This is a genomic window from Citrobacter sp. FP75 (genome assembly GCF_018342065.1).
Classification (GTDB): domain Bacteria; phylum Pseudomonadota; class Gammaproteobacteria; order Enterobacterales; family Enterobacteriaceae; genus Citrobacter.
Map to the genome: position 1 here is coordinate 788,252 of NZ_JAFDOE010000001.1, position 13,091 is coordinate 801,342.

12 protein-coding genes are annotated in these 13,091 nt (G+C 52.6%); 10 read left to right on the forward strand and 2 right to left on the reverse strand.

The window, feature by feature from the left end:
- Nucleotides 1-37: 37 nt before the first annotated feature.
- Complete coding sequence (gene rne / locus JQ822_RS03740) at nt 38-3,298, reverse strand: ribonuclease E (RefSeq protein WP_213132333.1); 3,261 nt, start codon at nt 3,296-3,298, stop codon at nt 38-40.
- Nucleotides 3,299-3,997: 699 nt separating this feature from the next.
- Between rne and rluC the strand changes: the two genes are divergently transcribed.
- Nucleotides 3,998-4,951: a 23S rRNA pseudouridine(955/2504/2580) synthase RluC gene (gene rluC / locus JQ822_RS03745; protein WP_213132334.1), complete on the forward strand. Its 954-nt coding sequence runs from the start codon at nt 3,998-4,000 to the stop codon at nt 4,949-4,951.
- Nucleotides 4,952-5,004: 53 nt separating this feature from the next.
- Here rluC and JQ822_RS03750 read toward each other — a convergent pair whose 3' ends face one another.
- The gene (locus tag JQ822_RS03750; protein WP_213132335.1) at nt 5,005-5,589 is read right to left on the reverse strand and encodes a Maf family protein; all 585 of its coding nucleotides are present in this window, start codon (nt 5,587-5,589) and stop codon (nt 5,005-5,007) included.
- Between the two features lie 197 nt (nt 5,590-5,786).
- Here JQ822_RS03750 and yceD point away from each other — a divergent pair, with 197 nt between their 5' ends.
- The 9 genes from yceD (at nt 5,787) to pabC (ending at nt 13,091) form a co-directional block, all read left to right on the forward strand.
- Nucleotides 5,787-6,308, forward strand: a complete 522-nt coding sequence (gene yceD, locus JQ822_RS03755) for a 23S rRNA accumulation protein YceD (RefSeq protein WP_213132336.1) — start codon at nt 5,787-5,789, stop codon at nt 6,306-6,308.
- A 16-nt stretch (nt 6,309-6,324) separates the two neighbouring features.
- Nucleotides 6,325-6,498 (forward strand): 50S ribosomal protein L32, encoded by a 174-nt coding sequence (gene rpmF, locus JQ822_RS03760; RefSeq protein WP_003036242.1) that lies wholly within the window; start codon nt 6,325-6,327, stop codon nt 6,496-6,498.
- A gap of 122 nt (nt 6,499-6,620) precedes the next feature.
- A complete protein-coding gene (plsX, locus tag JQ822_RS03765) occupies nt 6,621-7,697 on the forward strand; it encodes a phosphate acyltransferase PlsX (RefSeq protein ID WP_213132337.1) in 1,077 nt (358 codons plus the stop codon).
- An 80-nt stretch (nt 7,698-7,777) separates the two neighbouring features.
- Nucleotides 7,778-8,731 (forward strand): beta-ketoacyl-ACP synthase III, encoded by a 954-nt coding sequence (fabH, locus tag JQ822_RS03770; protein WP_213132338.1) that lies wholly within the window; start codon nt 7,778-7,780, stop codon nt 8,729-8,731.
- Between the two features lie 15 nt (nt 8,732-8,746).
- Entirely contained in the window at nt 8,747-9,676 is a 930-nt protein-coding gene (fabD, locus tag JQ822_RS03775) for an ACP S-malonyltransferase (protein ID WP_213132339.1), read from the forward strand.
- Between the two features lie 12 nt (nt 9,677-9,688).
- Nucleotides 9,689-10,423: a 3-oxoacyl-ACP reductase FabG gene (gene fabG / locus JQ822_RS03780; RefSeq protein ID WP_135322345.1), complete on the forward strand. Its 735-nt coding sequence runs from the start codon at nt 9,689-9,691 to the stop codon at nt 10,421-10,423.
- A gap of 154 nt (nt 10,424-10,577) precedes the next feature.
- The gene (gene acpP / locus JQ822_RS03785; protein ID WP_000103754.1) at nt 10,578-10,814 is read left to right on the forward strand and encodes an acyl carrier protein; all 237 of its coding nucleotides are present in this window, start codon (nt 10,578-10,580) and stop codon (nt 10,812-10,814) included.
- A gap of 85 nt (nt 10,815-10,899) precedes the next feature.
- Nucleotides 10,900-12,141 carry a beta-ketoacyl-ACP synthase II gene (gene fabF / locus JQ822_RS03790; protein WP_213132340.1) on the forward strand — a complete coding sequence of 414 codons (1,242 nt, stop codon included), beginning with the start codon at nt 10,900-10,902 and terminating at the stop codon, nt 12,139-12,141.
- Between the two features lie 140 nt (nt 12,142-12,281).
- Nucleotides 12,282-13,091: an aminodeoxychorismate lyase gene (pabC, locus tag JQ822_RS03795; RefSeq protein WP_213132341.1), complete on the forward strand. Its 810-nt coding sequence runs from the start codon at nt 12,282-12,284 to the stop codon at nt 13,089-13,091.

Here is a 13,091-nt window from a genome sequence, read left to right on the forward strand (position 1 = left end):
AGCCGACCCGGAGGTCGGCTTTGATGTTGATTACGGCTTACTCAACAGACTGTGGACGCGTTGCTGGCGCAGTAGCCTGATGCGTGGCGCTGTGGCCGCCAGCTGCACCTTTGCCTTCGAAGCCGAAAGCAGGGCGCTGCCAGTCGCTCTGACGCGGTGCTTCCGGCACATAGTCCGGCGCAGGTGCGCGGGTCATCGGTGCGGTTGCATGGCTGTGAACCGTTTTAGGTTCAGCGACAACAGAGGCACGTTCTACAACGGCTTCAGCGATAACGGCTGGGGCAACAGCGACTTCTTCCTGCACAGCAGGGGACGCTGTAGCGATCTCGACTACCGGCTCAACCACTTCAGGCTGGGCGGCGGCGACATTAACCTGGACAGGTGCTTCGACAACCGGTGTTTCTAACACCTCTGCCACTGGCTCGGCTGCAGCAACAATTTCTTCAGCAACCGGTACGTCGGCTTCAGCGATGACCTGCGGTTGTTCCAGAACTGGCGTCGCAATAACGTCTGGATGCGTGGTTTCAACCACCACTTCCTGAGGTTCGGCAACGGCGGTTTCGGTGACAGCCGGTGCTTCTGTTACTGCTACGGCTTCAACTACAGGCTCAACGACCGCGGCAATGGTTTGTTGTTCAGCGACAACCGGCTGCACCTGTGCAACTTCCTGCTCATGCTGTTCTTCAACCTGCAACTCCTGCGCACGAACAACAGGGTAGCTGATCCATACTTTACCCGATGCTAATTCCGGGGACGCACAGGCGACCGTTATCGGCATCGGCGACTGCACCGGGTAACGTTCGTCACGATAGCGACGACGACGCTGGCCGCTTACGCGCAGATGGCGAGGCGAACGACGAGAACGACGTGGCATGCCGTTGGAATCACGTGCTTCGCTGTTGTCTTCATGCTCTGGTGTGACGACAGCAGGTAGGTCGACTTTTGCCAGTTCAGTACGCTGAGCGACAGCAGCCTGCACAACAGGCTCTGCCACAGCAGCTTCAGCAACAACGGCAGCGGTCGCGACTTCAGCTTCGACGGTTGCGCTATCGGTGAAACGCACCTTCTGGTTCAACTGACGCTGTTTACGGCGAGTCTGAGGCTGACGAACGCGCTCTTCCTGATCCGTATCCTGTGCCGGTTGTTCAGCCAGGTTCAGTTCTTTAACGTCCTGCGGGGCCTGACGCTTGTCATCGTTACGACGGCGGTTGCGTTCACGGCGCGGAGCCTGCTGCTCGTCCCCTGACTTCGCTTTGTCAGCGACGTCGGCGGACTGCTGGCGGTTATCGCGTGCTTCCGCATTTTGTTGCTGTGGCTGGCGACGGTTACGGCGATTTTCATCGCGGTTTTCGCTGCTTTCAGAACGTTCATTGCGGTTGTCACGATCGCGGTTATCACGTTCGCCACGGTTATCGCGATTATCACGGCGATCGTTACGATCGTTACGGTCACGACGATTATTCTGACGAGGCTTACGACGATCCTGCTGGCGTTCAGATTTCTCCTCGACTTTCGGCGCAGGCTGCTCAACCGGCTTCGCTTCTTCACTGCCACCGAAGATTGACTTCAGCGCGCCAAGGATACGACCAAACAAACCAGGCTGCTCTGATCCGGCTGCAACAGCGGCGGCTTTTGGTGCGGCAGCCGCTGCTTTAACGGCAGGCTCCTGCAGAGCAGGGGCTGGTGGCACCTCCGGCATGGCGAAGGTCGCCAGCGCAGGCTGTTCAGGCTGTTTACGCTCGACATACTCTTCTTCTGTCGGCAATGCCATCTCTTCTTCGTGCAGTTTCGGCAGCAGATAGCTCAGCGTCGACGTCTCTTCACCTTTACGCACGCGCAGAACAGAGTAGTGCGGCGTTTCCATTTGATCGTTTGGCACGATCACGCAGCGCACACCGTTCTGGCGGGTTTCAATGGCATTGACAGCAGTACGTTTTTCGTTGAGCAGATAAGACGCAATCGGCACCGGGACAATCGCGTGGACTTCCTGGGTGTTTTCCTTCAGCGCTTCTTCTTCAATCAGGCGCAGAATTGACAGCGACAGTGATTCGTTATCACGCACGGTGCCGGTACCGCTACAGCGCGGGCAGACGTGGTGACTGGACTCACCCAGCGACGGGCTCAGACGCTGACGGGACATCTCCAGCAGGCCGAAGCGAGAGATATGGCTGATCTGGATACGCGCACGATCCTGACGTACCGCTTCACGCAGACGGTTTTCAACCGCACGCTGGTGGCGTACTGGGGTCATGTCGATGAAGTCGATAACAATCAGGCCGCCGAGGTCACGAAGACGCAGCTGGCGAGCGATTTCATCGGCCGCTTCAAGGTTGGTATTAAATGCGGTCTCTTCGATATCGCCCCCACGCGTGGCGCGTGCGGAGTTGATATCAATTGCGGTTAGCGCTTCGGTGCTATCGATAACGATAGAACCGCCGGAAGGCAGGCGCACTTCGCGCTGGAACGCAGACTCAATTTGAGACTCGATTTGGTAGTGGCTGAACAGCGGAATTTCACCGGTATACAGTTTGATTTTGCTGCTGAAATCCGGACGACCCAGCGCGGCGATGTGCTGACGCGCCATCTCCATGACTTTCGGGTTGTCGATGAGGATTTCGCCGATATCCTGACGCAGATAATCGCGGAAGGCGCGAACGATGACGTTGCTTTCCTGGTGGATCAGGAACGGCGCTGGACGGCTCTCCGCAGCTTTTTGAATCGCTTCCCAGTGCTTCAGGCGGAAGCTCAGGTCCCATTGCAGCGCCTCTGCAGATTTACCAACGCCCGCAGTACGCACGATTAAGCCCATGCCATCAGGCAATTCGAGGCTTGCCAGCGCTTCTTTGAGTTCAGTCCGGTCGTCGCCTTCGATGCGACGAGAGATACCACCCGCACGTGGGTTATTTGGCATCAGAACCAGATAGCTACCCGCCAGGCTGATAAAGGTAGTCAGCGCAGCGCCTTTGTTGCCGCGTTCTTCTTTATCAATCTGAACAATGACTTCCTGACCTTCGCGCAACACATCTTTAATGTTGGGACGGCCATGGGAGTTGTAGTTAGCGGGGAAATATTCGCGGGCAATTTCTTTTAACGGGAGGAAACCGTGACGTTCAGCGCCGTAATCAACAAAAGCGGCTTCCAGACTCGGTTCAATACGGGTAATTTTACCTTTATAGATGTTGGCTTTTTTCTGCTCGTGTCCAGGACTTTCGATATCCAGATCGTACAGACGCTGCCCATCTACAAGGGCGACACGCAACTCTTCTTGCTGAGTCGCGTTAATTAACATTCTTTTCATCGTAACTTACTCATTATTCTTACATTGACGACTAAGCTGCGGGCAGAGTAATGCCTTTCCGGGTGTGAACCGATGGCCTCGTGTCTATTCGCGTCGCCAACCTCACGGTTATCGTCAGCTCAAAGAGGCGCAGAGTGTCGGTTGCCTGTATTTCATACGGAAACACAGCGCAATTATCAGGGGAACAGTCTGGGTGTTACTCTCCAGAGACGCTTCCATTGTGCTCGTCGTCTTTCACGCTGTCGTTGCGTTGGCTTCATCTTCTCACCCCAGCCACTTACCAGAGTAAGCTCCTGGGGGTTCCCAGACTTGCCGCCTTCCTACAACGCGAAATTCATAGAGCACTTACCGGTAAGGACTGCAACCCGCAGCCCGCTAACTGCCTGAAAGATCAATACGTCTTACGCCATTGCTGCGTTGATGATCGGTCGGGCAAAATTGGGTCATTCCGGAAAAGTTCTTGTTTTAACAAGATTCAACACGGAGACGACCTCATTATTCCACTGCTAACCTTGTTATAGCAAGATGACTTTTGCCATTTATCACCCGGTTACTCACAGTTTTTACACTTCCGCAGAGTGATTGGTTTAATAACCACCAAATCGAAACTGTTAAACCTGTGTAATAGGGTATAGCAGTTAATATAAGCATAGAAAAATGTGTGGCGCGAATCTTGATGGCTATTTAAAATCAGCGCCCATGAAAACAGAGACTCCAGCCGTAAAAATAGTTGCCATTACCGCCGACGAAGCAGGGCAACGCATCGACAACTTTCTACGCACCCAGCTTAAAGGCGTGCCAAAAAGTATGATTTATCGCATTTTGCGTAAAGGCGAAGTGCGGGTGAATAAAAAACGCATTAAACCTGAATACAAGCTCGAAGACGGGGATATTGTGCGTATTCCGCCAGTGCGCGTTGCTGAGCGTGAAGAAGAGGCGATTTCGCCGCATCTGCAGAAGGTCGCCGCGCTGGCCGACGTTATTCTGTATGAAGATGACCATATTCTGGTGCTTAATAAACCATCAGGCACGGCCGTGCATGGCGGCAGCGGATTAAGTTTTGGTGTGATCGAAGGCTTGCGTGCGCTACGCCCGGAGGCGCGTTTCCTGGAGCTGGTGCATCGTCTTGACCGTGACACCTCCGGCGTGCTGTTGGTCGCCAAAAAGCGTTCTGCACTGCGATCGTTGCATGAGCAGTTGCGTGAAAAAGGGATGCAAAAAGATTACCTGGCGCTGGTAAGAGGCCAGTGGCAGTCGCATGTCAAAACCGTACAGGCGCCGTTGTTAAAGAATATTCTGCAAAGCGGTGAGCGAATCGTGCGGGTGAATCAGGAAGGTAAACCGTCGGAAACGCGATTTAAAGTGGAAGAGCGCTATGCGTTTGCCACGCTTGTGCGCTGTAGCCCGGTGACCGGACGTACGCATCAGATTCGCGTGCATACGCAATTTGCCGGGCATCCTATTGCTTTTGACGATCGCTATGGCGACCGTGAGTTCGATAAGCAGCTGGCCGGTACAGGGCTGAATCGACTGTTTTTGCACGCCGCAGCACTGAAGTTTACCCATCCGGGGACCGGTGAGGTCATGCGTGTTGAAGCTCCGATGGATAATCAACTGAAACGCTGCCTTGAGGCATTACGCCGCAAAGCCTGATAACGTGTTGCTTGTCTGGCCTACGGGATTGCGCCTGTAGGCCAGCACATTAATTAGGCCTTCAACGGGTTCATCTCTTCGCGACGCAGCATCTGACATAACGCGATCAGCGGCAGACCCACCAGCGTATTGGGATCGCGGCCTTCCAGACGTTCAAAGAGCGCAATACCTAATCCTTCACTTTTAAAACTGCCGGCACAATGTAACGGGCGCTCTTTGCGCACGTAGTCGTCAATTTCCGTTTCGCTTAAATGACGGAAATGAACATCGAACGGTTCGACTTCGGTTTGTAAGTGCCCGTTGGCAGAATTATACAGCGCCAGCCCGGTGTAAAACGTCACAATATTGCCGCTGGCTTTGGTTAATTGTTGCCTGGCTTTTTCTTCTGTTAACGGCTTTCCGGTTATTTCTCCATCAAGCACACAAATTTGATCGGAGCCAATAATGAGATGTGATGAGTAGCGGTGGGCAAGAGATTGCGCTTTTTCCTGTGCCAGACGTAGCACCAAATGCCGTGGTGTTTCGCCGGGTAAAGGCGTTTCATCAACCTCAGGCGCTGCGCATTCAAACGGGATGGCCAGTTTTTCGAGCAAGGCGCGACGCCAGGGAGAGGTGGACGCAAGAATGAGTTGAGGCATATTTTTTCCCTCGCATATAGCGTATTGATGAGAGCCATTTTAAACTAGGGCCCTCGACCTTCAAGCTGACTGTTATGGCCTGGCTTGAACGATTTTAAGTCGATGACCCGCAATGTGTGCGAATTATTGGCAAAAGGCAACCGCAGGCTGCCTTTTTCTTTGACTATATGACGTTACAAAGTTAATATGCGCGCCCTATGCAAAAGGTAAAATTACCCCTGACTCTTGATCCGGTTCGTACGGCTCAAAAACGCCTCGATTATGAAGGTATCTACACTTCTGATCTGGTAGAGCGCGTCACCGATTTTGTAGTCAGTGTGGACAGTGATGTGGAATGCTCCATGTCGTTCGCGATCGATAACCAACGTCTTGCCGTTATTACCGGTGATGCGAAGGTCTCGGTTACGCTCGCATGTCAGCGTTGCGGGAAACCGTTCCCACTTCATGTTCACACAACATATTGTTTTAGTCCTGTTCGTTCTGACGAGCAGGCTGAAGCACTGCCGGAAGCGTATGAGCCGATTGAGGTTAACGAATTCGGCGAAATCGATCTGCTTGCAATGGTTGAAGATGAGATTATCCTCTCCTTGCCGGTAGTTCCGGTGCATGATTCTGAACACTGTGAAGTGTCCGAGGCGGACATGGTCTTTGGTGAATTGCCTGATGAAGCGCAAAAACCAAACCCATTTGCCGTATTAGCCAGCTTAAAGCGTAAGTAATTGAGGAGTAAGGTCCATGGCCGTACAACAGAATAAACCAACCCGTTCCAAACGTGGCATGCGTCGTTCTCATGACGCTCTGACCGCAGTCACCAGCCTGTCTGTAGACAAAACTTCTGGTGAACAACACCTGCGTCACCACATCACTGCCGACGGTTTCTACCGTGGCCGTAAGGTAATCGCTAAGTAATCACGCATGGCTCAATGAATTTCCCACTTCGGTGAGAAAAACAAAGAGTACCAGCGTGATGAAGCTTAGTGAGGCTTTCCCCGGGTAACTGGGGAAACACCTAACCGGGCAGCGACGATACCTTGACACGTCTAACCCTGGCGTTAGATGTCATGGGGGGCGATTTTGGCCCTACCGTGACAGTGCCTGCAGCACTGCAGGCACTGAATTCTAATTCGCAACTCACACTTCTTTTAGTCGGGGATCCCGATACAATCACGCCATTACTTGCCAAAGCTGACTTCGAACAACGTTCACGTCTGCAGATTATCCCTGCTCAGTCAGTTATTGCCAGTGATGCCCGGCCCTCGCAGGCTATCCGCGCCAGTCGTGGTAGCTCAATGCGTGTTGCCCTGGAGCTCGTGAAAGAAGGTCGTGCAGAAGCCTGTGTGAGCGCCGGTAATACGGGCGCGCTAATGGGACTTGCGAAGCTATTACTCAAACCTCTTGAGGGGATTGAGCGACCTGCGCTGGTGACGGTGTTACCGCATCAGCAAAAGGGCAAAACGGTGGTGTTGGATTTAGGCGCTAACGTCGATTGCGACAGTACGATGTTGGTGCAATTTGCCGTCATGGGCTCCGTGCTGGCAGAGGAAGTGGTTGGGATTGCCAATCCTCGCGTTGCATTGCTCAATATCGGTGAAGAAGAAACTAAGGGTCTCGACAGTATTCGGGATGCTTCTGCTGTGCTAAAAACAATCCCTTCCATCAACTATATCGGCTATCTTGAAGCCAATGAGTTGTTGACTGGCAAAACCGATGTACTGGTTTGTGACGGGTTTACAGGCAATGTCACATTAAAGACGATGGAAGGTGTTGTAAGAATGTTCCTCTCACTGCTGAAATCTCAGGGTGAGGGTAAAAAACGGTCGTGGTGGCTGCTGTTATTAAAACGTTGGTTACAAAAAAGCCTAACGAGGCGATTCAGTCACCTCAACCCCGACCAGTATAATGGCGCCTGTCTGTTAGGATTGCGCGGCACGGTGATCAAAAGTCATGGTGCGGCCAATCAGCGAGCATTTGAAGTCGCGATTGAACAGGCAGTGCAGGCGGTGCAGCGACAAGTTCCTCAGCGAATTGCCGCTCGCCTGGAATCTGTATACCCAGCTGGATTCGAACTGCTGGACGGTGGCAAAAGCATACGCTCTCGGGGGCGCTGATAACAGTGCGTTTGGGAGTGCAGTCAACGTACCAGTGATTTGCTCGTAGCGGTATATAACCAAAAAGTGACTGAGCGTACATGTATACGAAGATTATTGGTACCGGCAGCTTTCTGCCTGAACAAGTGCGTACTAACGCCGATTTGGAAAAAATGGTTGAGACATCTGATGAGTGGATTGTCACTCGTACAGGTATCCGTGAACGCCATATTGCTGGCCCAAATGAAACCGTTGCGACCATGGGTTTTGCTGCCGCAAACCGCGCACTGGAAATGGCTGGCATCGATAAACAACAAATTGGTCTGATTGTGGTTGCGACCACTTCATCAACGCACGCTTTTCCAAGTGCGGCGTGCCAGATCCAAAGTATGCTGGGAATCAAAGGCTGTCCGGCGTTTGACGTTGCGGCGGCATGTGCCGGTTTTACTTACGCTCTGAGCGTTGCCGACCAGTATGTTAAGTCTGGTGCGGTGAAGCATGCTCTGGTCGTTGGGTCTGATGTGCTGGCACGTACCTGTGATCCAACCGATCGCGGGACGATCATTATCTTTGGTGATGGTGCGGGTGCAGTAGTTCTGAGCGCGTCAGAAGAGCCGGGTATTCTCTCCACGCATTTGCACGCTGATGGGCGCTATGGCGAACTGCTGACGCTGCCTAATGCCGATCGAGTCAACCCGGAAAACCCGATTCATCTGACCATGGCGGGTAACGAAGTATTCAAAGTGGCTGTTACCGAACTTGCGCACATCGTTGATGAAACGCTGGCAGCAAATAATCTTGACCGCTCTGCGCTGGACTGGCTGGTACCACATCAGGCAAACCTTCGCATTATCAGTGCTACGGCGAAAAAGCTGGGCATGTCGATGGATAATGTCGTGGTAACGCTGGACAGACATGGCAATACGTCAGCGGCTTCCGTGCCGTGTGCGTTGGACGAAGCCGTCCGTGACGGGCGAATTAAAGCCGGTCAGCTGATATTGCTTGAGGCCTTCGGGGGTGGATTCACCTGGGGCTCTGCGCTGGTTCGTTTCTAGTATAAGGATTTTAACATGACGCAATTTGCATTTGTGTTCCCGGGTCAGGGTTCTCAAACCGTTGGGATGTTGTCTGAAATGGCAGCAGCCTACCCAATTGTTGAAGAAACTTTTGCTGAAGCTTCAGCTGCGCTGGGCTATGATCTGTGGGCGCTGACTCAACAGGGACCGGCCGAAGAATTGAATAAAACCTGGCAGACGCAGCCGGCATTGTTAACCGCCTCAGTCGCGCTATACCGCGTATGGCAGCAGCAGGGGGGGGCAACTCCTTCACTGATGGCAGGTCATAGCCTGGGTGAGTACTCGGCGCTGGTTTGTGCGGGTGTCATCAGCTTTGCTGATGCGGTACGCCTGGTTGAACTGCGTGGGAAATTCATGCAGGAAGCGGTGCCGGAAGGCACTGGCGGCATGTCTGCTATTATTGGTCTGGACGATGCTTCCATCGCGAAAGCGTGCGAAGACTCAGCCGAAGGTCAGGTCGTATCACCGGTTAACTTTAACTCACCGGGTCAAGTGGTTATTGCCGGGCATAAAGAAGCCGTAGAACGTGCGGGTGCCGCCTGTAAAGCCGCGGGCGCGAAACGCGCTCTGCCGCTGCCGGTTAGCGTGCCGTCTCACTGCGCGCTGATGAAACCTGCTGCAGAAAAACTGGCCGTTGAATTGCAGAAAATCACGTTTAACGCGCCAACTGTACCGGTTGTGAACAATGTTGACGTGAAGTGTGAAACCAACGCGGATGCGATTCGCGACGCGCTGGTTCGTCAGTTGTACAGCCCGGTTCAGTGGACCAAAACCGTTGAGTTTATGGCGTCCCAGGGCGTAGAGCACTTGTATGAAGTAGGGCCGGGCAAAGTCCTCACCGGTCTGACAAAACGTATTGTTGATACCCTGACTGCTTCGGCACTGAATGAGCCGGCGGCGCTGTCTGCGGCGCTTGCGCAATAAAAGAGGAAAACCATGAGTTTTGAAGGAAAAATCGCGCTGGTTACCGGTGCAAGCCGTGGCATTGGCCGCGCTATTGCTGAAACACTCGTTGCCCGTGGCGCGATCGTTATCGGCACTGCAACAAGCGAAAGCGGTGCGCAGGCCATCAGCGATTACTTAGGTGAAAAGGGTAAAGGTCTGATGTTGAATGTGACCGATCCTGCATCTATCGAATCTGTTCTGGGAAATATTCGCGCAGAATTTGGGGAAGTCGATATTCTGGTTAATAATGCCGGGATTACTCGTGATAACCTGTTAATGCGCATGAAAGATGACGAGTGGAACGATATCATCGAAACCAACCTGTCATCTGTTTTCCGTCTGTCAAAAGCGGTAATGCGCGCTATGATGAAAAAGCGTCATGGTCGTATTATCACTATTGGTTCTGTGGTTGGTACCATGGGAAATGCAGGTCAGGCCAACTACGCTGCGGCGAAAGCGGGTTTGATCGGCTTCAGTAAATCACTGGCGCGTGAAGTTGCGTCTCGTGGCATTACTGTAAACGTTGTTGCTCCGGGCTTTATTGAAACGGACATGACGCGTGCGCTAACTGATGAGCAGCGTGCGGGTACGCTGGCGGCAGTTCCTGCGGGGCGCCTCGGCTCTCCAAATGAAATCGCCAGTGCGGTTGCATTTTTAGCTTCTGACGAAGCAAGTTACATCACAGGTGAGACTTTGCATGTCAACGGCGGGATGTACATGGTTTAACCACGATTAAAAATATTTGCGTTATTAGGGCGAATGGCCTCAAAATAACGTAAAATCGTGGTAAGACCTGCCGGGATTTAGTTGCAAATTTTTCAACATTTTATACACTACGAAAACCATCGCGAAAGCGAGTTTTGATAGGAAATTTAAGAGTATGAGCACTATCGAAGAACGCGTTAAGAAAATTATCGGCGAACAGCTGGGCGTTAAGCAGGAAGAAGTAACCAACAATGCTTCCTTCGTTGAAGACCTGGGCGCAGATTCTCTTGACACCGTTGAGCTGGTAATGGCTCTGGAAGAAGAGTTTGATACTGAGATTCCGGACGAAGAAGCTGAGAAAATCACTACCGTTCAGGCAGCCATTGATTACATCAACGGTCACCAGGCGTAAGTGAACATCTCCAGGCGGTCATTCGACCGCCTGAGTTTTATCTTTTTATCCCACTTGAATTATTTTCCCTCCCTGGAGGACAACCGTGTCTAAGCGTCGTGTAGTTGTGACCGGACTGGGCATGTTGTCTCCTGTCGGCAATACCGTAGAGTCTACCTGGAAAGCTCTCCTTGCCGGTCAGAGTGGCATCAGCCTGATCGACCATTTCGATACTAGCGCCTATGCAACGAAATTTGCTGGCTTAGTAAAGGATTTTAACTGTGATGACATTATCTCGCGCAAAGAACAGCGTAAGATGGATGCCTTCATTCAATATGGAATTGTCGCTGGCGTTCAGGCCATGCAGGATTCTGGCCTCGAAATTACGGAAGAGAACGCCCACCGTATTGGCGCCGCTATCGGCTCTGGTATTGGCGGTCTCGGTCTTATCGAAGAAAACCATACCTCTCTGGTAAACGGTGGACCGCGTAAGATCAGCCCGTTCTTTGTTCCGTCGACGATTGTTAACATGGTGGCGGGTCACTTGACCATCATGTACGGCCTGCAAGGGCCAAGCATCTCCATCGCGACCGCCTGCACTTCAGGCGTGCACAACATCGGTCATGCCGCGCGTATCATTGCATACGGCGACGCAGATGCGATGGTTGCGGGTGGTGCAGAAAAAGCCAGTACCCCGCTGGGTGTAGGTGGTTTTGGCGCAGCACGTGCGCTGTCTACGCGTAATGATAACCCGCAAGCGGCCAGCCGCCCGTGGGACAAAGAGCGTGACGGTTTTGTGCTGGGCGACGGCGCAGGTATGGTGGTACTGGAAGAGTACGAGCATGCAAAAGCGCGCGGTGCAAAAATTTATGCTGAAGTGGTCGGTTTTGGGATGAGCAGCGATGCTTACCATATGACTTCACCACCGGAAAACGGTGCGGGTGCTGCACTGGCGATGGTCAATGCACTGCGTGACGCGGCTATCGAGCCAGGTCAGATTGCTTATGTCAACGCACATGGCACGTCTACGCCAGCAGGCGATAAAGCAGAAACTCAGGCAGTGAAATCTGTCTTTGGCGATGCGGCACGCAGCGTAATGGTCAGTTCGACCAAATCCATGACCGGACATCTGTTGGGTGCTGCGGGCGCGGTAGAGTCTATTTTCTCTATCCTGGCGCTGCGTGATGGCGTTGTTCCGCCAACCATCAACCTGGATAACCCGGATGAAGGTTGTGACCTGGACTTCGTACCTCACGAAGCGCGTCAGGTTAGCGGCATGGAGTATGCACTGTGTAACTCCTTCGGCTTCGGTGGTACTAACGGATCACTGATCTTTAAAAAGATCTAAGTTCCGGCTGATGACGCATTTGTGCCCTCGCTAAATGAAAAAGGTCCGCTTGTCGGGCCTTTTTTTATTCGATTTTTCGTTCTTGTCCTGGGTTACTCATCCTGCCAAACTAGCGGACCACGAATAAGGAGCCAGCCACTATGTTCTTAATTAATGGTCGTGAGCAGGATACTCTGGCTGCAAGCGATCGCGCGACGCAGTTTGGTGACGGGTGTTTTACCACCGCGCGAATTATTGACGGTAAAGTGTGCTTCCTTTCGGCGCATCTCCAGCGTTTACAAAACACGTGTCAAAAGTTGCTCATCCCCTTCGATAAGTGGTCAGATTTGCAGGATGAAATGCAAAGACTTGCTGCCGGGCATACGCGTGGCGTGCTGAAAGCGATCATTAGCCGTGGTAGCGGGGGCAGGGGATACAGTGGCCTAAACTGCCATTCTCCTACGCGTATTCTCTCTACTTCTGCCTTTCCTGCACATTACGATCGTTGGCAGAAAGAGGGGATTACTCTCGCATTAAGCCCTGTGCGTCTGGGACGCAATCCAATGCTTGCCGGTCTTAAACATCTGAACCGACTGGAACAGGTGCTGATTCGTTCTCATCTTGAGCAGACAGACGCCGATGAAGCGCTGGTTCTTGACAGTGAGGGATGGGTTACGGAATGCTGTGCGGCTAATGTGTTCTGGCGTAAAGACGATGTGGTTTATACCCCGCGAATGGACCAGGCAGGCGTAAACGGCATTATGCGACAATTCTGTATGCGGATGCTGGCACAATCACCGTTCAGGATTGTCGAAGTGTATGCCCGGGAAGAGGACGTGATGCAGGCTGATGAGATGATCGTCTGTAATGCATTAATGCCAGTGGTTCCCGTGCGTGCCTGTGGCGACAAATTGCTGTCTTCACGTTTGTTATTTGATTTTTTAGCCCCACTTTGTGAGCACCCAAATTAG

Excerpts from the sequence above, each read along its gene's own strand:
- rne (WP_213132333.1), bottom strand. The coding sequence starts at position 3,298 with ATGAAAAGAATGTTAATTAACGCGACTCAGCAAGAAGAGTTGCGTGTC.
- rluC (WP_213132334.1), top strand. The coding sequence starts at position 3,998 with ATGAAAACAGAGACTCCAGCCGTAAAAATAGTTGCCATTACCGCCGAC.
- JQ822_RS03750 (WP_213132335.1), bottom strand. The coding sequence starts at position 5,589 with ATGCCTCAACTCATTCTTGCGTCCACCTCTCCCTGGCGTCGCGCCTTG.
- yceD (WP_213132336.1), top strand. The coding sequence starts at position 5,787 with ATGCAAAAGGTAAAATTACCCCTGACTCTTGATCCGGTTCGTACGGCT.
- rpmF (WP_003036242.1), top strand. The coding sequence starts at position 6,325 with ATGGCCGTACAACAGAATAAACCAACCCGTTCCAAACGTGGCATGCGT.
- fabH (WP_213132338.1), top strand. The coding sequence starts at position 7,778 with ATGTATACGAAGATTATTGGTACCGGCAGCTTTCTGCCTGAACAAGTG.
- fabD (WP_213132339.1), top strand. The coding sequence starts at position 8,747 with ATGACGCAATTTGCATTTGTGTTCCCGGGTCAGGGTTCTCAAACCGTT.
- fabG (WP_135322345.1), top strand. The coding sequence starts at position 9,689 with ATGAGTTTTGAAGGAAAAATCGCGCTGGTTACCGGTGCAAGCCGTGGC.
- acpP (WP_000103754.1), top strand. The coding sequence starts at position 10,578 with ATGAGCACTATCGAAGAACGCGTTAAGAAAATTATCGGCGAACAGCTG.
- pabC (WP_213132341.1), top strand. The coding sequence starts at position 12,282 with ATGTTCTTAATTAATGGTCGTGAGCAGGATACTCTGGCTGCAAGCGAT.